Below are 24,643 nucleotides of genomic sequence, written 5' to 3'. Positions count from 1 at the left end.
ATACCTCATGCGATCTTGATCAGATCCCCGGCCAGGTAGGCCTGCATGAAGGGGTCTTCCTGCGCGGGGGCCCGACCGGACTTCGCGGGTGCGAAGTTCCCCGTCTCGGCCTTGGTAACCTTCACCAGTGTCTCCTTCGGTGTGGTATTGACACCGTGGTTGTCCGCCTCAAATCCGAACAGGAACCCCATCCGCACCTTGGCCTTGTGGAACAGACTGTCGAGCTGGTGCATCGGCATGAGCCACCCGCGGGTAAGGGACTGTTGCGAACCGTAACGGAAACTGGATTGGTAGCCCGTCCCCGCGGACAGCGCCCGGCCATCCGGCCGCGTCTCGTGGGCCTTCACGCTTCTTTCGGTCGCGATGAACGGCCCGTGCTTCATCATGACGATGTGATAAGGATACGCGGGATTGAATTTGACCCGGAGCATGAGCCGCGAGACTTTGTAGAACGGATCGTCTTTCTTCCAGCCCACGTACGGCCGATCGGCCGGATTGGCGTCCACGTACACGTAGTCGCCGTCTTCCACGCCCAGATCCCGCGCGGCCTGGGGGTTGAGGTGGATCGTGTGCTCGCCAACGCCTGGCGCGCGCTTGTCCGTCCGATACGGATCGCCGAATTGATTGTTCCAGATGAACTGCCAGTCGGTGACCTGCCACGAGGAGTGCGTCGCGTGGCGCGTTTTGGGAGTCAGGCAGTAGAAGTGGAATCCCTGTTCCCACAGGGGATTTTTCGTGTTCTTCACCTTGCTCCAGGGCAGCTTGATGTTCCGGACCTGCCGCTCATGCCAGCCCATGTGGTCCACCGGGATGCCGTAGTCGTCCGGGCGGATGTGCGGATTGGACGACACGATCACATTCGGCAGATACGGCGTGGCCTCCGGACCTTCACGATGGACCACGAAGTTCTCACCGTACTCAATCACTTCAGGCTCATCGTTGTACGCCTGCAATCGCCCGGTCGGCGTGAAGAACGGCACCGAGTCGTGAATCTGCTCCCAGAACGGGATGCGAGGATAGGTCCGGAAAAGCAGAAGGGCCACTCCCGGCTCGCCGTACTTCCCGGCCATGATGTCCGATACTTGGTATCCGCGCGTGGTGGCGGAAGCGTCCAGCAATCGCTGAATGTAGACATCGGTTCGCTTCTCCAGCGCAAACTTCCAATAGTTGGGGAATCGCGCATCGTTCAGGATCTCCCCGAGCCGTTTCGACAGCTCCGCGTAGATCACCACGTCGTCTCTCGTGTCGAAGACCGGCGGCATCCCGCCCTTCCAGATCTGGAGGAAAGGGTTCGAACAGGAAGCCGTGATTTCATGCACGGTGAATTCCATCCAGGAATGCGCCGGCAGCGCGATGTCCGAATACTCCACCGTGGAGGTCATCTCAATGTCCTGCGAAATGATGAGCTCGATATTCGGGTTGACGTTCTTGAGCATCTCGTAGGCCCACTTGGCGTTGTTGAAAAGGTTCACGTTGGTGAACCAGAGGAGTTTCGTGGGCGACGGAAGGTGAGTCTTGCCGGTGAATATTTTCCGACCCTGCTTGGGCGTGTCCACCGCGAGCGGACGGTCCCCGTAGTTCCAGTACGCGGGCTCCTCATCATAGGTGTACGCATGGGCGTGGATGTCCTTCCCGTCCGCGTTTGGGTCGAGATTCGGATGGAACGGATCTTCCGCGACCCAGCCCTTGAAGCCGGGACCGCTCCACTCGGAGCCTTGGAAGATGGCGGCTTTGTAGTTTCCGGCCCAAGTGTGGCATCCGCCGCCCGGCACGCCGATGTTCCCGGTGAGAATCATCGGAAGGTACGCCGCCCGATTGACCTCCGTCGCGTGAAACCAGTGGTTGATGCCCTCGCCCAGATGCACGGCGGCGGGCTTGATCGTGGCGATGTCCTCGGCAAGCTGCCGGATGGACGTCGCGGGCGCGCCGGTCATCTCGGCCACGGAGTCGAGGTCGTAGTCCTTGAGATGGATCTTGTAGAGATTCAGCAGCGTGGCCGCCTGGACTTTCTTGCCATCCGTCAAGTGGACCTCACCGGACCAATCCAACGCCGGTTTCAGCCCTTTCTTCGCGATCTCATCCCCCACATCATCCCGAGTGAGGGCCTTGAGAGATTTCGAATACTCGTCGTAGACCACGTAATCGCCGATTTTCGCGTACTGCTCGGCCGTCAGCCCGTGGAGTTTGAAACTCGCGCCATCTTTCGAGAGTCCCGGGGCGTAGCCAGGGATGACATCCCCGGCCCGCAAACGCTGGAGCGTGTCGGTTCGCACGATCACCGGGAAATCGGTGAACTTCCGCACGAACGCTTCGTCGTATTTCTTCTCGTCGATCAGTATTTTCGTAATGCCGAGGAACAGCGCCGCGTCCGATTGCGGCCGCACGGGAATCCAGTAGTCGGCGCGCGTGGTCGCGGGGCTGTACTCCGGCGTGATCACGACGATCTTGCCTCCCCGCTCCAAGGTTTCGGTGAAAAAATGGTTGTCCGCTCGCTTGTTCTCGATCATGTTCTTGCCCAGCTGGATGTGAAGACGCGTATGACGCAGCTCGTTGAAGTCCACGTCCGACGCCTGGAGGCCGTGCACAAAGGGGAAGCCCGGTGCTTGATCGCCGTGCCAGGTGTAGTTCGACCACCCCCGCGCGCCTTTCGCATCTTTCTCGTTCACCTTCCGGACATGAACGTCGAGCACCGCCATCAGATTCGCCATCCGATACATGCCGTACTTGCCGATCACGCCGAGAAGTCCCATCCCGCCGCGCATCTTGAACGTGCGAGTGCCCGCCCCCTCCCAATGCGTCAGCATTTCTTCCGGATAGCCCTGAGCCAAAAGGCGCTTCTTGCCTTCCTCGCCGCTGTAGGTGGTCGCGATCTTGACCATCGCCTTCGCGATGTAGTCGTACACTTTCTCCCAGGAAATCTTTTCGAATTCGTCCTGGCCGCGCGCGCTGAAAAAATATTTCGCCTTGTTCGCCGCGTCGAGTTCAGGGAAGCCGTCGTCCGCCCATCGCTTCCATCCTTTCCGGATGATGGGGTGGCGCAATCGGTAGGAGCCGTAGACACGGCGCTGAAACGTGAACCCATTTGAACAGCCTCGCGGATTCCATTCGGCGGAGGCCTGATTCCCGAGAAGGTCCTTCACCCGATGGCTGTCGAAATTCTGCTCGCTCCAGAGTACAACCCCGTTCCGCGTGAACGCGCGCATCCGACAGGCGTGCGTGCAGTTGGGTGAACAGACCCACGCGAATGAATCGTCGTAACCGTATTGCGCGCGGTAGACCCGCTCCCAATCCCGATCCGGATAGTGCGCGAGGGGGTTCGGGATCTGCTCGATGGGCTTGAGATAGCGGAAGGTGCACGACGACGCCCAGGCAGCGATCGATCCCATGCCCGCGATCTTGATGAACTCTCTTTTGGACTTATCCATGCACCATGACTCCTTTACCTGCTTTGCCCGGGCACCTAGCGAGGGGTTCGGCTCACAATATCGCCCGTATGCCAACAGCCGTCACACATTCTGCCTGATCCCGGTCAGTCCTTTTCGCAAGAGTCGTGCCGTGGTGTAATGGAGACTTTAGCGGCCATAATTCCGGGAAATGCTTGACGACGGTCAGCAATATCCCTCGGAGATGGCCCATTTAGCACCCGGACGGGTCCACGCATGCGTCTCATCCTTAGCACTCGCAACGGGTTCGCATTTTCATTCGCTGGAAATGACTTGACATGGCGGCGGCGGGTGCTACCATCCCCGCCCAACGGGATAGGACATTTTGTAGCTAGCCGTGAGCGATAGAGAAAGGAAGTTCTTCACATGAAAACGCTAAGATTCCGCAGTTTGCCGGCGGCTTCCCTTGCCCTTTTCCTTGCCGGCACCGGTTCCACCTATGCGGGGACCATCAGTGGAACGGTCACCTACAGCGGTCAGGCCCCGAAATTGAAGCCCATAGCCATGGACGCCGATCCCGACTGCGCGTCCAAGCACACCTCGCCGGTATCGCCGGACACGCTCGTCCTTGGAGCGGGCAACGCGATGGCGAATATCTTCATCAGCGTGAAGAGCGGCGCCCCTGAGAAGCCGTACCCCGCCCCGGCGGATGCCGCTACGATCAACCAGCAGGGCTGCATCTACATTCCCCACGTGGTCGGAGTGATGGTGGGCCAAAACCTTAAAATCAAGAATTCCGACGGAATCCTCCATAACGTCCACGGACTCCCCAAGAAGAACCCGGAGTACAACGTCGCCATGCCCAAGACCCGGAAAGAGGCCACGCGGGTGTTCAACACGCCGGAGCCTCTTTTTCCGATGAAGTGCGACGTCCATCCGTGGATGCAGGCCTACATCGCCGTGATGACGCATCCCTATTTCGACGTGACCGAAACCGATGGAAAGTTCCAGCTCCCCGATCTTCCGGCGGGCACGTACGAGATCGAAGCATGGCACGAAAAGCTGGGGACCCAGACCCAGAAGATTACCGTCGGCGCCGCGGATTCGAAGCAGATCAGCTTCACCTTCAAGGCCCCCGCGAAGTAGTCCTCACGAAAGCCGCCCAGGGAAATCACCCTCATGGCCGATAGCGCGCACGGCACCCACCATGCCGAGATGAGTTTCTGGCGGAGATACGTCTTTTCAACCGATCACAAGGTGATCGGGATTCAATATTCCATCACCGCGCTCGTCTTTCTGTTCTTCGGCTTCTCGCTCATGTTGCTCATGCGATGGCAGCTCGCCTATCCGGATCAACCCCTGCCGATCATCGGCGGACTCTTCGGGGAGCTCCGGATGCCCGGCGGCGTCATGCTCCCCGACTTCTACAATCAACTGGGCGCGATGCACGGGACGATCATGGTCTTTCTGGGTGTCGTTCCCCTCGCCGTGGGCGGATTCGGCAACTTCGTCGTGCCTCTCCAGATCGGCGCTCCGGATATGGCGTTCCCCCGACTCAATATGGCCAGCTACTGGGCTCTTTTCCTCGGCGGCGTGACCATGTTCGCCAGTTTCTTCGTCCCTGGAGGCGCCGCCCAATCCGGATGGACCTCCTACCCACCGCTCTCGGACATCGCGCCCATGGGACAAACCATTTGGCTCGTCGGAATGCTCTTCCTGATCGTCTCGTCCCTGCTCGGCGCCATCAACTTCATCACCACGATTCTCCAGCTCCGCGCGCCCGGCCTCACGTTCATGCGTTTCCCCTTCTTCGTCTGGGCCCAGTTCGTCACCGCGTTCCTGCTTCTTCTCGGTTTTCCCCCCTTGCAGGCAGCGGGCATCTTCCAATTGATGGACCGGTTGGCGGGTACAAGCTTCTTCCTTCCCAGTGGACTCGTGGTCAGCGGCCAGCCGATCGCGGCGACGGGCGGTGGATCACCTATTCTGTGGCAGCATCTCTTCTGGTTCCTCGCCCATCCCGAAGTCTACGTCCTGATTCTTCCGGCCATGGGCATCGTCGCCGAAGTCGTCGCCAACAATACCCGCAAGCCTCTCTGGGGATACAAGTCCATGGTCTACTCGCTGCTCTTCCTCGGATTCATGTCGTTCATCGTATGGGCTCATCATATGTTCATCACGGGTATGGGGACGGCGATGTCGTCCTTCTTCCAGACGACCACCATGATCATCTCCATTCCTTCGGTGATCATTTTGAGCTGCCTGATTATTTCCCTCTGGGGTGGGTCGATCCGGTTCAACACGCCGATGCTGTTCGCCCTGGCGTTCCTCCCGATGTTCGGTATCGGCGGACTGACGGGGCTCCCTCTCGGCCTCGCCACGGCCGACATCCACCTCCATGACACGTACTATGTCATCGGCCACTTCCACTACGTGGTGGCCCCCGGCACAATCCTGGCCCTGTTCGCCGGTATCTACTACTGGTACCCGAAGGCGACGGGTCGAAAAATGAGCGAGTTTCTCGGGAAGCTCCACTTCTGGCCGAGCTTCATTTTCATGAACGGCGTGTTCCTCCCGATGCTGATCCAGGGACTCCACGGCGTGCAGAGACGGCTCTACGATGGCGGCGCCGCCTACGCCCACGCCCAGCCGGTCCTCCACCTCAACAAGATCATGTCGTATTCGGCGTGGGGATTGGCTCTCACCCAAGTCTTCTTCATCGTGAATTTCTTCTGGAGTCTTCGCAAGGGAGAGAAGACCTCCGACAACCCCTGGGAGGCGACCACCATCGAGTGGTCGGCGCCCTCTCCTCCGCCCCATGGCAACTTCGTGTCGATGCCCCAGGCCTACCGGGGGCCTTACGAGTACAGCGTGCCGGGCCACCCGACGGATTTTCTGCCCCAATTCAGCCCCGGCGCCGGGGAAAAGGCCAAGACCGGGCAAGCCGGCAAAACGTCCCACTAACCCTCCATGGAAATTCCCTACACCGTCTCTGAGAGGCCCGACACGGGCCTGAACAACGTCAAGATCGGCATCTGGCTGTTTCTCGCCTCGGAAATCATGCTCTTCGGCGCGCTGTTTGCCTCATACATTCTTCTTCGCGTCGGAGCGACGAAGTGGCCGGACGGCTCGTCCATCCTGAGCGTCCCGATGGCCTTCACCAATACCATGGTCCTCATATCATCGAGCGTGACGATGGTCATGGCGTGGGCCTCGCTCATGGAAAAGAAACTGGGCCGCTACCGGCTCTTCATGGGGCTCACGATTGTGCTCGGCCTGGCGTTCCTCGTCATCAAGTTCTTCGAATACCGCGCCAAGTTTCACCACGGTCTCCATCCGTCCACGAGCACTTTCATGGCGCTGTACTTCACGCTGACCGGGCTCCATGCCGCGCACGTGGCGGGTGGAATCGGCATCAACGCGTACCTCTGGGGGCCTGGACTCAAGCTTTGGGAACGCGCCCCGCAACAGTTCACCAACCGGGTCGAAACAGCCGGGCTCTTCTGGCACTTTGTCGACTTGGTGTGGATCTTCCTGTTTCCCGTTCTCTACCTGCTCTAGGAGGAGCCATGAGCACTGAAAGCCACACGGTTGACATCCAGAAACACGTTCGATGGTACCTCCGAGTGTTTGCGGCTCTCATGATCCTGACGGTCGTCACCGTGGCCGTGTCCTACTTGGAGTTGACGACCCGGCTCGCCGTGGCGGTGGCCCTGTTCATCGCAACCATCAAAGGGTCGCTCGTCGCGTGCTATTTCATGCACCTGATCTCGGAACGAAAATTCATCTACACCGTTCTCATCGTGACGGTGATCTTTTTCGTGGCTATGCTCCTGGGACCCGTCATGACTCAAATCAACTCCGCGGGAGCGTAATCGTGTCCCCGGTCATTCTCCAATATCTGCATGTCGCACCACGGAGCGCACCCATAAAGGGTGCGGCTACCATGGCGGCCGCGGTAGCCGCAGGCTTTAGCCTGCGTCCGGCGGCCCGTGGGGGGGTTCTGTCGTGTCCCTGAAGGCCTTCCACATTGTCTTCATCGTTTGTTCGAGCCTACTGGCGACTGGGGGCGGTTTCTGGGCCTGGCGGCATTCGGCCACACATGATCCCGAAGGTTATCGCCTTGTGGCGGTTGCCTGCTTCGCCGGCGGGATCGGCCTCCTGGTCTATGGTGCTTGGTTCCTCCGAAAGCTGAAGGGGGTTCGTTACCTGTGATTCGGATCGTGGCTTCCGCATGGGCTCCCATACCGGCCATGCTCCTCTGCGTCATGGCTTCGCCCTCTTCCGCGCTTGCGTGCGCGGTGTGCTATGGAGCGGCAGAAGGCCCCTTCATCCGGGGACTGCAATTGTCTGTCCTGGCCCTGCTCGGAGTGACATACTTCGTTATCATCGGACTGCTGGCCTGCTTTGTAGTCCTGCGGCGGCGCGTGCGCCTCGCCGCAAACACTTCCGAAGGAGCGTACTGACCCATGAAAGAATTGCTCGGCCTACCCTTCCTCGCCTCCGCAAACGGCGGCGAGGTTGACCGACTCATTGTGTGGGTCCACTGGTTAATGGCAGTCCTTTTCATCGGGTGGTCGCTCTTCTTCATTTACATGCTGATCCGGTTCCGCCGATCCCGAAACGCCAAGGCGAATTACCACGGGCTCAAAAGCCACGCCTCCAGCTACGCGGAGGTGGCCGTAGCCATCGCGGAAGTCATTCTCCTGGTCGGCTTCTCGATCCCGTTCTGGTCCCAGCGCGTCGACGCCCTCCCCAGCCGCACCGAGGCCGTGGTGGTGCGAGTGGTGGCCGAACAATTTGCATGGAACATCCATTATCCCGGCGCCGACGGGCGATTCGGACCCACACGCTTGGAGCTGGTGGACGCCACGACCAATCCGCTCGGACTGGACCGATCCGACCCGATGGGGCAGGACGATATCGTCACCCTCAACCAGCTTCACCTGCCCGTGAATCAACCCGTCATTGTCGAGCTGGCCAGTAAGGACGTAATTCACAGTTTCATGTTGAACGAAATGAGGGTCAAACAGGACGCGCTCCCCGGAATCGTGATTCCCGTTTGGTTCACTCCCTCCGTCACCACGGCCGACATGCGGCAGGCCATCGGGAATGACAAGGCCAACTACGAAATCGCCTGCGCCCAACTGTGCGGCATCGGCCACGCCCGTATGCGCGGCTTTCTGACGATCCACACGCAGGAAGAGTTCGCCCAGTGGCTGGCCGACAACGCCCCTTCGACCGACTCAGATTCTGCTTCAGACAGCTTCTGGGAATAGCACAGCAGTCGCTATAGAGGCTTAGCCTCGATAGGCAATTCTGAGAGCGGCAATCTCGTCCGATTCTCAGTTCATGGAAATTGCGCGGCAACAGGAAGTTACGCAGTCATTTCCCAACCTACCTGAAGTGGACTTGTAAGGGCACTAACCCTTTGTGACTTCGCAGGAAGCCAAAAGCGCCTCGCAACAATCGGCCGCATAATGAAAACAAGCAACCATGGCATGGAGATTGCTTTATGGAGTATCGAGGTCAACGAAAATGTTTTGCATGTTCACCAAGCGCGGCGAATACGCCCACAAAGCGGCGATGGCTCTGGCGGTCTCCGGAAACGGATACGTGAAGGCCAAGGATCTTGCCGAAAAAGAATCCATTCCCCTTCCCTTCCTCAAGAAACTCATCGCGGCCCTCAAACAGAAGGGAATCGTCGATACAAGGACAGGGAAGCAGGGCGGCGTTATTCTCCGCAAGGACCCCACCAAGGTTTCTCTGCTCGACATCGTTCATGCCGTTGAAAAAGAGCCCGTGCTCTCGGCCTGCCCCTTCCCCGCCAAGCAGTGCACCTACCGGACTCTGTGCGGTGTTTCGTCTGAATGGACCCGGCTCGTGAATGAGCTGACCGATACGATGAAGAAGGTCTCCCTCGCCGACCTCATGCGGACCAAGAACGAAGTGTCCGCCCTCCACGCTCGGGCCTAAGATAGTTTTCCCGGTTCGACTTTGAGTATGGGGTCAAGTCTTGACTTGACCCAACCTAACTTCCCTCCGGCTGCCTCCACCTCACAGGTTGTGCATGAAGAACTTGAGCCGCTCGTTGAGGCCGCCTTCTCCGTCGTAAAAGAAGCTCACCATCGGGATTCCCGTCTGCTTCTCCATTCTCTGGAACAACGCCGCCGTGATGGCGCCCGGCATGCACGAGAAGGGAGCGCAATTCACAACCAATTTTGCTCCCTGTCTCACAAAGAGGGCCGCGCGTCCCAGCGTCAGGACGGCCTCCCCGACAAAATTCAACGGGAGGTATCTCGATCCCTCGTCCAGGATCTCCTCCATGGCCGGCTCCCGCCGGTCGCGAAGCACCCCGTGGGCCGGTTTGGACAGGTTGTGCTCTACTCGGAGCATGAAGTGGTTCCTCATCGCCGAAATGGCGCGGGCGCCCAGGCTCCGGCGCCTCCACCCGCCCTCGCGTTTTTCCATCTCGCTCGTGTAGAGAATCCATTCGGCAATGGGTGAGAGCCACGCCTCGCCCCCGAACCGCTCAATCGTTCGGATCACGTCCTCGTTGCAGAACGGATTGCAGCGCACATAGATCTCACCCACCACGCCCACAAGCGGCTTTCCGTTGTGCGATGCGACCGGCACCGCAAGAAAGGCTCCAACAGCTTCCGTCAATGCGTTCACCGGATCGCCCCGGTGTTCGAACACGCTCTCCATTCTTCGGATCCCCTGTTCCAAAACCTCATCGGTTCGCCCCGCGATGCTCTCGTACGGCCTGACCCTGCACGCACACTTGGTCAGCGTGTCGGACACGCACACGCCCTTGAACAAATACCGGCGGAGGTCTTCTTCCACTCCTTGATACGTGTTCCTGCTCGATGGAGAAAGGATGGGGATGTCCTTGTAACCCACGCGATTCAGGATCATCCGCTGTAAAAGGGCATATTGACCGAACCGGCACGGTCCATCCGCCGTGGGCATGAAGAGCGCGTGCTCTCGTGCGTCGGCCCCGATCCGCCGCATTTGATTCACAAAGGAACCGATGGTCGCCGCCATGGGAAGGCATTCGCTCCCCCGGGCCAAACTCCGCCCCAGGGCCAGGTCCTCGCGCGTCTCCACCGTCAACGCCTCACAACGATACCCGTGCCCTCGGAAAGCGGCGGCGAAGAGACGGCCGGTAACGGGGTGCATGGGTGGAATCCAAATCGTGCGGCGCTTGAACTCCGCCGCATCGTCTTTCGGAAAGTGAATCCTCCTCTCCCGTTCCCTTGGCCGCCAGGAGCGAATGACATCCAAAAACGCTTCGATCCGCGTCGTATAGCCGGCGTCCGCCCCGTGCTCGTCCACCTCCAACACCAGCATCGGCTTGTCTCCCATTTCGTGCTCGGCGAAATTCAGGAGGAACGAATCCGGTCCGCAGTTGAAGTTCGTGAAATAGACGGCGAAGAGATTCGGCGTACGCCGGACATGACGCACGGCGTTCAGGATCTTCTGGCCATACGACCAAAACACGTTGGAGTACGGCTCCATCGCCCCCTCCGCTTCGCTCCGGGGACGATGAGTGGAAGGATCATCGGGTCTCAGCATCGACTCCTGCCGCCAGGGGATCATGTCGATCGGGACGACGGTGTACCCGGCGTCCGCCAGCTTCCTCGGCAAAGCCAGGTTCGCACCCAGGTCGGCTGTATTGTACGGCCTCCCGAGGACCACAACGCCGATCTGATCATTCTTCGCCAGCTCGTCAAGGATCCGCTTGCCCTCCGTCTGGCAGCCGTTGTGAAACTCCGCCTGAGCGCGCCACGCGCTCTCCCATGCCTCGCCGATGTCCCGACGGCTGCGCCCGAGCTTCTTCCCCAAGCCGGCGGTAAGGAGGCTGACCTGATCATCCCGCTCCAGGCTCAGGTCGACCACAGGCGAAAGGATTTTCTCCACATCGCTGCCCCCTCCGCTCCGCTCCGGGGACGACGGTCGGAATCGCCATGAGATCCCTGCGTCGCCGCCCAGGGACAGGGCCTGTTTCGCCACGGATGCGAATCCCTGCACGTAAGGGCAGAAGTAGCTGTTGCTGGCATTCGGGTTGCGCTCATGGCTGATCATGGCCGGAAGGAATATGAAATCCATTCGATCCCTCATGGCGAGAGCGCAGACGTGGCCGAGGGAGAGCTTGACCGGAAAGCAAAACTCGGCCGCCGCCCGTTTCACACCGTCGGAGATGATCTCCGGTGACGTGGGCGGCGACAGCACAACTCGAAGCCCGAGGCGTCTGAAGAAGTGGCTCCAAAGGGGAAAGAAGGTGTGCGTCGTGAGGGCCCTCGGCAGACCGACCACCTTCGCCTCGGGAGGCACTTTGCCCGTCCCCCCAGTCACGCTCCACAATTTCTCCCTCTTCTTGAACGGCGCGAAATGCCGGCTGACTTTCTTCTCCCGTGCGTCCGATTCGCGGCCGCACCGGTAGCCCCAGGACGGTTCCTCCTTTTCACCCTCAATCGACGCGTAGGAAATCTTGCACCGGTCCCTGCAAAAATCGCACTCCTCGTGGCGGACGCTGACGCTCCTTCCGCCCAGATCGAGCCCCTTGAAGGTGGTCCGCCTCCCGGCCTTTTCCATCGCCCGCTGGGTCAGCAAGGCCACGCCGAACGCTCCCATCACGTGGCAAAACGGGGACACGACGACTTCGACGTCCAGGAGATTCTCGATGGCGGCCACCAGCCCTTTGTTCCGGGCCGTCGCCCCTTGAAAAAAGATCTTTTCCTTGGAGACGGGCCGTCGGCCGACAACCTTATTCAAGTAATTCTGAATGATCGAATACATGACGGCGGCCATGCACTCCTGCTTCGAGTAGCCTTTTTTCAGAAGACGATGGATATCTTGCTCCATGAAGACGGTGCACCGGTCCGACGTGCGCGGAGGACGGATCCCCAGCACGGCATCGCCCACCTCGCGAAGCGGAATGCCCAGCTTGCGGGCCTGCTCCTCCACGAACGATCCCGTGCCCGCCGCGCACACGAAATTCATGTTCGCATCATGGATGCGCCCATCCTTCATCCGCATGTACTTCGAGTCCTGCCCTCCAATCTCGAAAATCGTATCGATCGTGGAGTCCGTCCTCAGCGCTCCGGCCACGTGGGCCGAGATTTCGTTCACGATCTCGTCCGCTCCCACCACGGCCCCGGCCAGTTTCCGCCCGCTGCCCGTCGTTCCCACGCCCTTCACAACCCACGAGGCGCCGCAGGCCCCGCGGACGGCGTCGAGGGCGACGAACAACTTCTGCGTCGCTCCAATCGGATCTCCCGCCGTCTTCCGATAGAGGTCGATGAGCACGCGCCCTTCCCCGTCCACCACGGCCATCTTCGTGCTCGTGGAGCCGACATCGATCCCTAGATAGACCTCCGTCGTTCCCGTCGGCCGGATTGAAATCCGGATCTCCGTCCCGTAGGCATCGACGCCATCCTCCTGAACAGCGACCTCCGGATATTTCGATTTCTCGAGGACCAGCGGCTTGCGGATCTCGTCCTTTTCCTTGCCGCCTTCTTCGTCGGTCAATGCGTCCCAACGGATCCGGCGGTGCGGCATACCCATCCCGTCCGCCAAGATCGCCGCGCCGAGCGCGCCCGAGAGGTGAGCTTGCGGAAACGTCTGCACCGTCTCTCCGTACTGCGTCTTCAACCAGAACACGGCCTCCGCGTTGAGCGACACCCCCCCCGTCAGCACCGTCAAGCCGTCCAGCGGCCTTCCCTTAAGAAGCGTCTGAAGCATCGTCTCCGTCATCCCCTTGCACAGGGCCGACCACAGGGCCGGCCTTGAGTAACCCTCCTGCTGACGGTGAATGATGTCCGATTTTGCGAACACGGCGCATCGGGTGGCCACTTGGGGGATCTCCTTCTCTCGCGAGCACGACGAGGACTCGCCGCAGGCGATCTCCAGGCGCCCCGCCTGCTCGTCCAGGAACGATCCGGTCCCCGCGGCACACAGCGAATTGGTCGAGTAACCCTGGAAATTTCCCGCTTCGCTCAGCGAAATGAGGCTTACGGTGCTTCCGCCGACGTTCATGATGTTCCGCGCGCCGGGGATTGCCGTTTTCACCGCCGCGATTTCAGACCGGACCGAATCCATCACCGGGACACCGGTCTGCCGGTGGAGCGCGTCGACGTTCGTTCCCGTCGCGATGACTCGAACCCCGCCGTCCAGAGCCAGTTTCCCCGCCTCCTCCCGGACCACCTGGAGAGGACTTCCGTGGTGTCTGCGGTACACGCCTGCGACGAGCTTTCCGTCGCCGTCCACGAGGGCCATCTTCACGGCCGTCATGCCGATGTCAATGCCCAGTACTTGATGTCCCAAGTCCGTAGCCATACTTAGAGCCTCTAACAGAATGCCGATTCGTAGGGGAACATCGTCAGATGCTCCCTCTTGTCGGGAGGGTCTGAAGACCCTTCCCCACGCATTCCGTTGGAGGTCCTTAGACTGACGCGTCAGTCTAGGGTCGACCTTCCTTCATGTCAATGATGGATCGCCGCGGCCGGATCGTTCGTGGACCCATCGAGTCCACGTGCGGAGTTGACCCCGCACCTATTCCGTTGAAAGCTCCCCTTGGATGAACGCCCGGAAGGCGAAGCCGCCTACGGCTCCAACCTCTCACCCACCGCTGACGCTCGTGAGAATACGTGCGGGGTTGACCGCAAACGCGCTGCCCGATATGGTCGGAACCGTGTCCGGAAGCCCCGTTCGACGCCAAAAGATCCTATCCGTCGCAGCGCGGATTTTTTCACGAAACGGCTATCACGAAACGCACGTGTCGGACATCATTCATGGCGCGCGCATCGCCCGAGGCACGTTCTACCTGTACTTCGACTCAAAACAGGACATCCTGAATGAACTGATCGACGTGTTTCTCGCGCGGCTCGACTCTGCGATCAAGAAGGTCGACCTGGGCCGAAACGCCCCGCCTTTCTCGCAGCAGATCGAGTCCAATTTGTCCCGTGTTCTCGCCCTCATCGAGAGCGAGCGGGAACTCGCCAGCATTCTCCTGGATCGCAGGGTCACTCTCGATCCGGCCATGGAACGGCGCGTGGATGTATTCTATGACAGCCTTTGCAAAATGACGCGTAATGCTCTGATTCAAGGCGTCCGGTTCGGCCTGATCCGTCGGTGCGACGAGGGACTTACCGCCCACTTTATCGTGGGCGGGCTGAAAGAGATCTTTCACCGGTGCGTCGTCCAGAAGCGACACCCCACGCGCCTCAAGGAGAGCATGAGCGAGCTGTTCCAGATCATCCTTCAGGCCATCGGCACCGACCGCGCGTCATTCGCGCGCCGCGACATCCGCGCGAAGTAGGTGGGGCACAGGCCGGCAGACCGCACGGGCTCCCGGTCCTCCCTCATCCCACCTTGGTGTATCCTCTCACGCGATATGAGACTGACGCTGCTCGCCTTGTGCATCTGGGTGCTTGCCGGCTGCGACGGACCGAACCGTCGGCCGCTCCCCGGCCTGTCTTTCGGAGTCAATTCGTCGTTGGAGTGGTGGGGCGGGACGCTCGATGAATCACGATGGAGGCTCCGCGAATTCGAGGCCGCGAAACTGGCGCCTCCGGGTGGGATCGTGCGGATGGCCTTCCGCCGCGGCGAGATGGAGATACAACCGGGCGACTACGATTTCACGTGGCATGACCGCTCGGTCGATCTCTTTAGATCGAAGGGAATCAACGTCCTCGGCGTCCTGATCGGTTCGACGCCGTGGACCCTGACCGCGCCCGTGGCCGATCTGTCCCAAATGGGTTTCTATCCGCCGGATGACCCGTCCGAGTTCGGCCGATACGTCGCCGAAGTCGTTTCGCACTTCAAGGGACGAGTCGCCTTTTGGGAGATATGGAACGAGCCCAACATACTTTTCTTTTGGTCGCCCACCCCCGATGCCACACGCTACGCATCGCTGCTTCGGGAATCGATCCGGAGCATACGTTCCGCCGACCCCGCCGCTCAAGTCATCAGCGGGGCCATGGCCCCCGCGCCCTCCCTTCCACCGCTCTCGTATTCCGATGCGGAGTTCCTCGACGCCGTCCTCTCGGCCGACCCGGATCTTTCCCGCGATCTCGACGGAATCGGAATCCACAACTACGGACTCTATCCACCCCAAGATCCACCGGAGGAGAATGGGGCGGACTATCGCGCCCAGGTCCGCCGGCTTCGCGAAGTGCTGAAGCGCCGCGCAGCGGATGAATTGCCCCTTTGGGCGACGGAGTTCGGGTTCTGCTCGCACGACCGCCTCACCCTGAACGCCCAGGGCGACTACCTGGCCCGTGCCGCGCTCCTCCTTGCGGCAGAGGGCGTCGACGTTCTGATCCCCTGGGTCCTGTTGGATCACGGTCCCGGTTTTCGGACGTTCGCCTCCATCGGAACGTTCGAATGCGAGCGTTTCTTCGGCATGCTGAAGGACACCGATCCCGCCACCGATCCGCCGGCCGCGGAAAAGCCCGCCTACCGCGCGTGGAGCGATCTGGCGCGCGATCTTACTCGCGCCCGATTCGACTCGGGCACCTCGGCTCTCTTTACTGATCCGACCCTCAGCACTTTTCGATTTTCTCGCAACACCGAGGAGGTTTTGATAGCCTACCGGGCGGATGGTGAAAGCGAAATCGAAGCCCCTCGACGCGTGGGAGACACGACATTGAAGGAAGTCCACGCTCTGGGCGGTGAACAATTCGATCCAACCGATGCAGGCAAGGGGGTCCACACGAGGATCGGATCCACGCCGGTCGTATTCATCTACCGATGACTTGGCGGCGCTGGATTCCCGTCTGTTCCCTAATCGCGTCCTGCGCCCATCCCTTCGAGCCCGTCCGAATTGACGGGGACAGATCCGCCGGGCCCGACTGGACCCGGCATTTCCAGATCTTCGCGTACGGCACGCCGCCGGTCTCGTATCTCGAAGCGGTCTTAGGCACCGGCATCGCATGGTCGGTGTACCACTCCGGATTGAATGACGACCAACTCGCCTACACCAGAGAACTGCGATCGCGGGGAATCCACGTTGCGGCCAATTTCGCCACCATGCAAGGTTCGCTGAGCGTCCTCGGCAGGGACACGGCGGCAGCCGATCCCGAATTTCTCACGCGAATCGCAAGTCAAGATCTGGGTGGAAACACCGCCCTGGCCCTCTGGATCACCCCCAATTCCCCCACCCTTCCGTCCCACAATGATCCCGAGTGGCAGGCCTATCTCAGGCGGCGCGTCGATGAGCAAATCAAGGGCGGGGCGGACGCCATCCATATCGACGAGGTCGAAGGGCTCGGCGGCCATCTCTACCTCTTCGGCTTCGATCCCGATTCAATGGCGGGATTTCGCGCCTACTTGGAGAACCGGTTCACGGGCTCGGAACTCGCGAGCCGCCTCGGCATTGCAGGGATTGACTCATTCGACTACGCGGCCTCACTCCGGGCGGCCGGCGCGAAGGGCCTATCGGAAGATCCGAATCCGGAGCGGCGCCGCGAATTCGTCCGTTTCCAGCTCAAGAGTCGTCAAGACCAACTCCGCGATCTCATCGCCCACGCGCGATCCACCTCGCAGAGCCCCGTCGCCTTCGCAGGGAACACGGTCAATCTGGCGCCGCAATACCAAGTCCAGGCGGCGGTGCTGGACTTCCTCGTCTTCGAGACAATGCTTCCGCTCCCGCCGCAAGGACGCCTCTTCGCTCTCCACCGGCTCGGCTACCAACTCATGCGCGGCGGGATCACGGCCATGTTTCCCAACATCGTCAACCTCCTCGATATGGTCAATTCCGGCAAGGACTGGAGCGTCATCACGCAGCGCTTCGCCGAATCCTGGGCCGCCCAGCAATCGTTCCTGATTCCGTACGAGGCGTATGTTTTCGGCGGAGGCACCTCCACCGTGACCGGTACCGCCACCGTCCCCGCCGAAATCATCGGGCCCATGTCCTTGCTTGCCTGGCGGCACCGGGGGATCCGCGAGGCCAACCTCGTCGCCCGCGTGGGCTTGGTCTATCCCTTCCATGAAGTTCTCCGCGAATTCCTGGATATCGGCTACGCGTTCTCCTACACGACAACCGGCACCCACAACGAGTTCCTCACCATCGGTGAGGAACTCCAGAAGCGCCACGTGCTCTTCGACGTGATCTATGCCGGTGACGAGGAACTGGTACCCCGCCGTTTGGACCTCAACCGACTCTCTGCGTATGACGTGCTTGTCATTCCCCCAGGGGGCGGCTTCACCGAGGCGGACGAGAGCGTGTTGGCGCAATTCAAGTCGAGGGGCGGAACGATCGTGCACAGCGCCACCGAACTGGATGAGTCGATGTCCGTTTCCGGCAGCCTCCCTGAACAGGTCGGCGTCAGCGTCGTGAGGAATTCCGCCGGAACGCTGGGTGTACACATTGTCAACTACGACTACGACAGAGAATCAGGCCGATTCCGCCCCGCAGGTCCCTTCGCCATCTCGGTTCCGATACCGCCGGGAGCACGTTGCGACCAGGCCGCGTTCGAAACGCCGGAGTTGCCGGCCACCGCCGTACCGGTTCGCATCGAAGCGTCCGTCCTCTATGCCACCCTCCCGGCCTTCGACATCTACGGCCTGCTCCAATGCGTTACCACGAAACAGTAGCCCAAGCGCTCGCCGAAACAATCGTGCCCCATGGGGGTGCGTTCCCCCTCGGTGGAGGGGACGTACCCCTCGCGGAGCGGCTCGAATCGATGACCCACCGATTGGGTTATCCATCGTGGCCGATCCGCCTCCTGCTCACGCTCCTAGATTGGCTCCCGATTCTCCTCTTTTTCAGATTGTCCAGATTCAGATGTCTGACCCCGGACGAGCGTCAGGCGTTCATCTCCCGATTGGCAACGAGCCGGTGGCTGATTCATCAAGTCCTCTTCTACGGGATCAAGGCGCTGGTGGTGACGATATTTTATTCGGACCCTCTGGCCGGGGCCGCCATTGGGTATCCGGGGACGGTGGAGCGTGATCCCGTGAATCGTGAGCCCGTGAGCCCGAGATGACTGAGCATTTGAACGCCGATGTCTGCGTCGTCGGGTCCGGGCCCGGCGGAGGCGTGGTGGCCAAGACGCTGGCCGAGGCCGGCGCCAAAGTCGTGATTCTCGAACGCGGCATGGAATATGACCGGCTCGACCACGGCGAACCGTTGGTGGACGGAGCCCTGCGCATCGTTGGTCGCACAAGGGCGTTTCGACTCGATATGGCTCACGGCCTTCCCCCCATGCCCATCTTCACCGGGCGGTGCGTTGGCGGCTCGGCGGCCCTGAACGCGGGCACGTCCTTCCGGGTACCGGAGTCCATTCGACAAAGATGGACGCGAGATCTCCACCTCGATGCGTTCCAGAAGGGGTACGTCGAGAGCCTCTACCAGGAAATCGAGCGGTTCCTGAACATCCACGAGATCGAACCTGAAGTCATCGGGGGGAACGGTCGTGTGTTCGAGAGAGGAATCCGCGCACTGGGTTGGTCGGGTGCCCCCACCAAACGCAACGCCCGAGGGTGCAAGGGAGCGGGAATGTGCGTCGTCGGTTGCCCGAACGATGCCAAACTCGCGCCGCACTTGAGCTGGATTCCGGCGGCGGTGGCCGCAGGCGCAAAGCTTGTCACCCGCTGCAAAGTGGAGCGAGTCGTGATGAAGAATGGGCGCGCGGTGGGAGTGGAGGCGATCGTGCGAGCACTAACCACGGGCAATGGCCGTGCTTCGACGGGATCGGCACGAGCGGAAACCACTCCGCTCACCCTGAGCCTGTCGAAGGGCGAGGTATGCGAACCTCTGTTCATCGAAGCACCCACCGTCGTTCTCGCGGCCGGCGCGCTGAACACCCCCCGCATCCTTTGGAAGAGCGGGATCGGCGCCGATGCCATCGGACGAAATCTCCGCGTCCATCCGGGAGTCGTGGCCGGCGCGATTTTCGATGAGGACGTCTCCTGCTGGCGGGGCACTCCACAAAGCTACTTCTCAGACCAATTTCTCGAGGACAAGGGGTTCATCTTCCTCGTGGGTGCGGTTCCGCCTCCGGTCGGTTCACTCCTCATTCCTGGATTCGGACAAGAGCACAAACAGTGGATGGCGCAGTACGGCGGCTTCACCGATGGGGGCGCGTTGATCAGCGATTCATCAACAGGCCGATTGATCCGCCTCCCGGCTGGTTGGGCGCAGGCCGTATATCTTCTCCCGGAAGGCGACCGTGCCCGCATGCAAGAAGCCTTGGAACTCACGTGCAAAATCTACCTTGCGGCTGGAGCGAACGCCGTCTTCCCGGGGTTCATCGGCGCGCCGGCGGTGCATGACGAGGATGGTCTCCGCGCACTGATGAAACGGCCCATCCCCCGCAGCCGTTTGATCGGTGGAAGTCTCCACCCGATGGGCACCTGCGCCATGGGAGTCGATCCCAAGCGTTCGGTGGTTTCCCCCTCCGGCGAAGTTCACGGGTTAGAAGGCCTTTTCATCGCCGACGGCGGCATCCTCCCCACCTGCACCATCGTGAATCCGCAGCAGGCGATCATGACGCTGGCCCTCCACGTGGCGCGCGGGATTCGCGCATAAACGGTGACCGCATAGTGGCGCCCGTGGTTACCGCGTCGGCCTTCATCCTTGCGGCGACGCTTCTCTCGGCTCCCCCTCCGACGGGAGAAATCGCCTTGCTCGACGGAACACATCTGTTCCGTGCAGGTGACGATCCCGCATGGTCCGCGCCGGAAGCAGACGAATCCGGTTGGATCCCCGTCCACATTCCGGGCAGTCTGCAATCGCAGGGTCTTCACACCGACAACGGGCACGGCTGGTACCGGCTTCATTTCACGCTGCCTCGCGGCTTCTCGCCCCATCGGCCGGCTCTGTTCCTCGGTCGCATCGGCAACAGCGATGAGACTTTCCTGAACGGCATCCGCATCGGATCGGCAGGCGCCGTCCGGGGAAAGTGGGTCGAAGCCACGTGGGACGAACGCCTCTACCCCGTCCCCGCGTCTCTCCTCCGGACAGAGGGCGAAAACGTGCTGGCCATCCACGTGCTGAACACCTGGCTGAGCGGGGGGATCATGGATGGTCCCGCCGCCATTGGCGACTACGCCGTCCTGCGCGAGATTGAACTCGATCGGGAAAATGACCGAGGCGCCGTGGAGTCCGTGCTCCTCTCGCTGTTTGCCTTCCTCCTCCTCGCCGCACTGTGGGGTTATGCGAGAGGCATCCGGGGGAGGGAGATGCTCCTCTTCTGCGCCACGGTCATGGTTTACGAGGCAATCTACTTCTTGGACACCTTGCTTTTTTACCAGACCGGCTGGAAAGGCGCCGTTCCACAGTGGGCATCTTTTGCCTTGTGGTGCCTGCTCCCAGCCTTGTTCCTCGTGTTCGTCATTTCCTTCTGCAAGGCCCGATTCCATTGGGCCTACAAGGCCATCGTGGCCCTTTCCATCCCCCTCGCCGCCGCCTTGGTCACATGGTCCGGCGGCCACTACACCACGATGGCCTTTCTTTTCTATGCCTACGCCGCCGCCGCGGGGATCGCCCCTGTTGTGGTCGCCGCGCAAGCGGTCCGTCGACGCGTGCCTGAATCGGGAACCGTTCTCCTCGGCGTGGTCGGCGTGGTGTTCGGAATAAACGCCGAGGTCCTCTCCTTCCTCGGCATCTACCCCGATCATTTCCTCGGCCCGTTGGATCTGGGCGACCTCGCCGCGGGGTTCTTCGTCGTGCTGCTCACGTTCGCCCTTGCCGCGAGATTCATCCGCATTCGAAACACCATGCGCTCCCTCTCGGCCCGCGTCTTGAACGCCTATGAAGACGAACGGAAACGGCTCTCGCGGGAACTCCACGACGGCGTGGGACAGTCTCTCCTGGCCGTCAAACTCGGGCTCCAGATGGCTGAAGCGAATCTGAGAAAGGGTGAACGATTGGAGGTAGAGACCTTCACGCGGGCCGTGGCGGATTTGTCCCACTCGATCGACGAACTGCGTGCCGTAGCCGTTGACTTGCGCCCGTCCGCGCTGGAGCGCACGACCATGGCCGACGCCGTCCGCTGGCACGCGCGCCTGATTCGGGAGCGATCGGAAGTTCGGATTTCCGTGGAAGCCGATCCTTCGTTCGATATTCCACTCCCGGCGAAAGATCATTTTTACCGCATCTTCCAGGAAGCGCTCGGAAACGCCGTGAAGCATTCGGGCGCGCAATCCATCCGAATCTCCCTTCGCAAGGAAGGCCGCGCCGCCATCCTGGAAATTCACGACGATGGGAAGGGCATGAAAGGCGGGGATGGCGCCGACCGCGGCTTGGGACTGGGTCTCATCACCATCAAGGAGAGAGCGGAACTGTTGAACGGCAGTGTCGCGCTGAAGACCGCTCCAGGCGGGGGCACCACGCTCGTTCTCGCCATCCCCACCCATGATTAGGGCGATCTTGGTCGACGACCACAAGATGTTCCGGGAAGGACTCAAGGAGATGCTCCGCGCCACCGGAGACATCGTGGTGGTCGGCGAAGCAGACAACGGAAAATCGGCTCACGACCTCGTGCAACGCCTACGCCCGGACGCCGTCATCCTGGACGTATCGCTGCCGGACATGGACGGTTTGGACGTGGCGAGAGGCTTCGAAGGAACCCCTTCGCGCGTCGTCCTCCTGACGATGCACGATGATCCCGTCACCCTCGCCCGCGCCGCCCGAGCACGCCTCCCCGGCTTCGTGCTGAAGGACAGCGCCTTCGAAGACCTCGTCCAGGCCATCCGGACGGTGGCCGCAGGCGGCAGGTTCGTCAGCGCCTCCGTCGCCGCGAAGCTGGATGCCCTCGTGTTCGATGGCCGTGCTCCAGGCGACTCGCTCACGGACCGAGAACGGGAGATCCTCCAATGGATCGCAAGAGGTCTCACCAATCGGCAGATCGGGAAGAAACTCTCCATCAGCACCAAGACGGTCGAGACACACCGCACACACATCATGGACAAGCTGGACCTCCACAAGGCCGCCGATCTTGTGCGCTACGCAATGGAAACCGGCTTGGTTTGAGTCCTCGACCGAGACAACGCGGGCTGAAGCCCGCGGCTACCGGGGAGGCCTTTTCCATACGGTAGGCGCAGGCTTTACGCCTGCGGTCTTTCCCCAGCACCACTTTCACGACTGCGGCAGTCCCCAATACAGGGTTTACCTGATTGTCTGTGGTTCTCCCCGTTCTATTCTGGCCGCGAAATTCGCTATGCGGGCTATCACTATTTCGCTGGTGTTCGGGCTCCTCCTTTTCTCCTGTTCCAAGGCAAGGGTCCTAGCCGAAACCACACCCGCCGACTCTGCTCCGGTGAACGTGGTTCTTCCGCTCTCCCCCGAGGCCGCCGCGGCGCTGTTGGGCGTGGGGGAGCAGGAGGAACTCGAGGCGGATGTTTATGTGAATGAGGAACTCGTCGCCGAGGGCATCCGCGGGGGCGTTCGGAGCGGTCGGAGAGGCGAGGAAGCTTCCGGCATTCGTGGCGGCATCCGGGCGGGGCGCCGGGGAGACGTGGAATCCGGCATTCGAGGGGGGAGACGCGGCGCCGCGGCGCGGAGCGTGAGAAGGTGGGTGCGGGGGACGCCATCCCGAGTGGTAGCCGCACCCTTTACGGGTGCGTCCTCGGACACGGGAATAAAGCCCGCGGCTACCCTCCAACCACAGTTCCAGGAACTAGGAACAAGGAACCAGGAACCTGCAGAAGGCGACATCGCCTTCGCCTTCGAAATCACCTTCCTCCTCCCCCAGAAATCCGCCCGCGACGGCGCCAACTCCATCCGCACACGCGTGCGACCCGGCAAACATCAGGACGTGCCCCTCGTCGAAGTGAAAACGACGGTGAAGATCAAAGTCAGCAGTCAGCAGTCAGCGGTCAGCGGTCAGCCCGGAACCCCCTCCCCCTCGACGGGGGAGGGTTCGGGTGGGGGTGCTCCTGGCGGGGTCACGGGATCACTGGATCACGGGTTCACGATTGAGGTGGAAGACACCCCCCTCTCCATGAACGACGTCGAACTCCCCGACCTCGACGGCGACGGCATCGCCACGCTCACGGAGGTGGCCTCTCTGATCGGAACCGGCGCGGTAGCCGCGGGCTTTACGCCCGCGTCCTTCGACCAAGCCATCGCCGCCGCCGCCGATCCCGCGTCCAAACCTACCGAGGCCCAGGCCCAAAAGGCCTTTGAAGACCTTGCCAAGAAGCTGGAACAGAAGGTCGTTGCGGATTTCAAGTCCGCGGGAATCCCCCCCGCCGCCGAGGTCAAGATCGAACTCAAGCAGGTAGATCTCACACCGCCCGACACGTTCGTGTCGGCGGAGGCGCTGGGCGCAGGACGCGAGGCGCAGGCAGGACAAGACATCACGTTCACATTCACCTGTACCGAGACGGCATGCGTATTCCGGTGCGCGTTGGACGACTCAGCCTTCGCTCCGTGCCCCGCGTCCCACGTCCTGCGTCCCGCGTCGGGCGAGCACAAGTTCGCCGTGGCCGCCTCGGACGCGATGGGCAATCGCGACCCCTCTCCTGCGGCCCTCACCTTCACCGTCCTCCCCTCCTGCGTCCCCACGCCCGAACTCTGCGACGGCAAAGACAACGACTGCGACGGCGTGGTGGATGAAGACTTGGTAGGCGCAGGCGCACCCTTTACGGGTGCGTCTTCGGACGCAGGCATAAAGCCTGCGACTACCGCCGGGACCTGCGACACCGGCCTGCCCGGCGTCTGCGCCGAAGGAACCCAAACCTGCGTGAACGGCGCTCTCGCGTGCGCCCAAACCACCAGCAGTTCCATCGAGGTGTGCGACTCGAAAGACAACGATTGTGACGGGACAACCGATGAGGACATCCCGTCGGCATCCTGCTCCACCGGCAACCAAGGCGTCTGCTCCGAAGGAACCCAAACCTGCGTGAACGGCGCTCTTACTTGCGTCCAGCGTCTTGCGTCCAGCGTCGAGATCTGCGACGCGAAGGACAACGATTGCAACGGAAAGGTCGACGACGCCATCCCGTCCGCCTCCTGCGCCACGGGCGGCAAGGGCGTCTGCGCCGCAGGCACAACCGTGTGCTCAAACGGGACTCCCGTCTGCTCCCAAACCACCGCCTCTTCCGCCGAGACTTGCGACGGTCTGGACAACGATTGCAACGGAACGGTCGATGATGGAATCACTTCAACCTCCTGCACCACGGGTCTTCAGGGCGTCTGCTCCGCAGGCACGACCGCGTGCTCCAACGGCTCCTCCGTATGCTCCCAAACAACCGCCAGTTCCTCCGAGAAGTGCGATGCGCTCGACAACGATTGCGACGGCTCGACCGAC

General features: G+C 61.4%; 18 protein-coding genes. 16 read left to right on the top strand and 2 right to left on the bottom strand.

What is annotated here, in order from left to right:
- Positions 1-5: 5 nt before the first annotated feature.
- Positions 6-3,425 (bottom strand): molybdopterin-dependent oxidoreductase, encoded by a 3,420-nt coding sequence (locus HYT87_14300; protein ID MBI2060935.1) that lies wholly within the window; start codon positions 3,423-3,425, stop codon positions 6-8.
- Between the two features lie 384 nt (positions 3,426-3,809).
- Here HYT87_14300 and HYT87_14295 point away from each other — a divergent pair, with 384 nt between their 5' ends.
- The 8 genes from HYT87_14295 (at position 3,810) to HYT87_14260 (ending at position 9,356) form a co-directional block, all read left to right on the top strand.
- Positions 3,810-4,529: a hypothetical protein gene (locus tag HYT87_14295; protein MBI2060934.1), complete on the top strand. Its 720-nt coding sequence runs from the start codon at positions 3,810-3,812 to the stop codon at positions 4,527-4,529.
- A gap of 33 nt (positions 4,530-4,562) precedes the next feature.
- Entirely contained in the window at positions 4,563-6,344 is a 1,782-nt protein-coding gene (locus HYT87_14290) for a cbb3-type cytochrome c oxidase subunit I (GenBank protein ID MBI2060933.1), read from the top strand.
- A gap of 6 nt (positions 6,345-6,350) precedes the next feature.
- Complete coding sequence (locus HYT87_14285) at positions 6,351-6,941, top strand: cytochrome c oxidase subunit 3 (protein ID MBI2060932.1); 591 nt, start codon at positions 6,351-6,353, stop codon at positions 6,939-6,941.
- An 8-nt stretch (positions 6,942-6,949) separates the two neighbouring features.
- On the top strand, positions 6,950-7,255 hold the full coding sequence (locus HYT87_14280; GenBank protein ID MBI2060931.1) for a cytochrome C oxidase subunit IV family protein: 306 nt from the start codon (positions 6,950-6,952) through the stop codon (positions 7,253-7,255).
- A 133-nt stretch (positions 7,256-7,388) separates the two neighbouring features.
- Positions 7,389-7,595: a hypothetical protein gene (locus tag HYT87_14275; GenBank protein MBI2060930.1), complete on the top strand. Its 207-nt coding sequence runs from the start codon at positions 7,389-7,391 to the stop codon at positions 7,593-7,595.
- Positions 7,592-7,846: a hypothetical protein gene (locus tag HYT87_14270; protein ID MBI2060929.1), complete on the top strand. Its 255-nt coding sequence runs from the start codon at positions 7,592-7,594 to the stop codon at positions 7,844-7,846. The genes HYT87_14275 and HYT87_14270 overlap by 4 nt, the downstream gene beginning before the upstream one ends.
- A gap of 3 nt (positions 7,847-7,849) precedes the next feature.
- Positions 7,850-8,659 (top strand): hypothetical protein, encoded by an 810-nt coding sequence (locus HYT87_14265; protein MBI2060928.1) that lies wholly within the window; start codon positions 7,850-7,852, stop codon positions 8,657-8,659.
- 268 nt (positions 8,660-8,927) lie between these two features.
- Complete coding sequence (locus tag HYT87_14260; GenBank protein ID MBI2060927.1) at positions 8,928-9,356, top strand: Rrf2 family transcriptional regulator; 429 nt, start codon at positions 8,928-8,930, stop codon at positions 9,354-9,356.
- Between the two features lie 81 nt (positions 9,357-9,437).
- Here the strand turns inward: HYT87_14260 and HYT87_14255 are convergent, their stop codons facing one another.
- Entirely contained in the window at positions 9,438-13,721 is a 4,284-nt protein-coding gene (locus tag HYT87_14255) for a hypothetical protein (GenBank protein MBI2060926.1), read from the bottom strand.
- A 241-nt stretch (positions 13,722-13,962) separates the two neighbouring features.
- Between HYT87_14255 and HYT87_14250 the strand changes: the two genes are divergently transcribed.
- From HYT87_14250 to HYT87_14215, 8 genes are all read left to right on the top strand, one after another.
- The gene (locus tag HYT87_14250; GenBank protein MBI2060925.1) at positions 13,963-14,703 is read left to right on the top strand and encodes a TetR/AcrR family transcriptional regulator; all 741 of its coding nucleotides are present in this window, start codon (positions 13,963-13,965) and stop codon (positions 14,701-14,703) included.
- Between the two features lie 75 nt (positions 14,704-14,778).
- Positions 14,779-16,140 carry a hypothetical protein gene (locus HYT87_14245; GenBank protein ID MBI2060924.1) on the top strand — a complete coding sequence of 454 codons (1,362 nt, stop codon included), beginning with the start codon at positions 14,779-14,781 and terminating at the stop codon, positions 16,138-16,140.
- Positions 16,137-17,981, top strand: a complete 1,845-nt coding sequence (locus tag HYT87_14240) for a hypothetical protein (GenBank protein ID MBI2060923.1) — start codon at positions 16,137-16,139, stop codon at positions 17,979-17,981. The genes HYT87_14245 and HYT87_14240 overlap by 4 nt, the downstream gene beginning before the upstream one ends.
- Positions 17,960-18,373 (top strand): hypothetical protein, encoded by a 414-nt coding sequence (locus tag HYT87_14235; GenBank protein ID MBI2060922.1) that lies wholly within the window; start codon positions 17,960-17,962, stop codon positions 18,371-18,373. The genes HYT87_14240 and HYT87_14235 overlap by 22 nt, the downstream gene beginning before the upstream one ends.
- Positions 18,370-19,917: a GMC family oxidoreductase gene (locus HYT87_14230; protein MBI2060921.1), complete on the top strand. Its 1,548-nt coding sequence runs from the start codon at positions 18,370-18,372 to the stop codon at positions 19,915-19,917. Before HYT87_14235 ends, HYT87_14230 begins: the two co-directional genes overlap by 4 nt.
- A 14-nt stretch (positions 19,918-19,931) precedes the next feature.
- Positions 19,932-21,752, top strand: coding sequence for a beta galactosidase jelly roll domain-containing protein (locus HYT87_14225; protein MBI2060920.1), 1,821 nt, complete (start codon positions 19,932-19,934; stop codon positions 21,750-21,752).
- Positions 21,745-22,362 carry a response regulator transcription factor gene (locus tag HYT87_14220; GenBank protein ID MBI2060919.1) on the top strand — a complete coding sequence of 206 codons (618 nt, stop codon included), beginning with the start codon at positions 21,745-21,747 and terminating at the stop codon, positions 22,360-22,362. The genes HYT87_14225 and HYT87_14220 overlap by 8 nt, the downstream gene beginning before the upstream one ends.
- A gap of 187 nt (positions 22,363-22,549) precedes the next feature.
- Positions 22,550-24,643 (top strand): putative metal-binding motif-containing protein (locus tag HYT87_14215; GenBank protein MBI2060918.1); only part of this gene is annotated, 2,094 nt, incomplete at its 3' end.

This window comes from Nitrospirota bacterium, assembly GCA_016180645.1.
Lineage (GTDB): Bacteria > JACPQY01 > JACPQY01 > JACPQY01 > JACPQY01 > JACPAV01.
The sequence above is the reverse complement of the archived record's forward strand: the minus strand, read 5'-3'. Positions and strand labels throughout refer to the sequence as shown.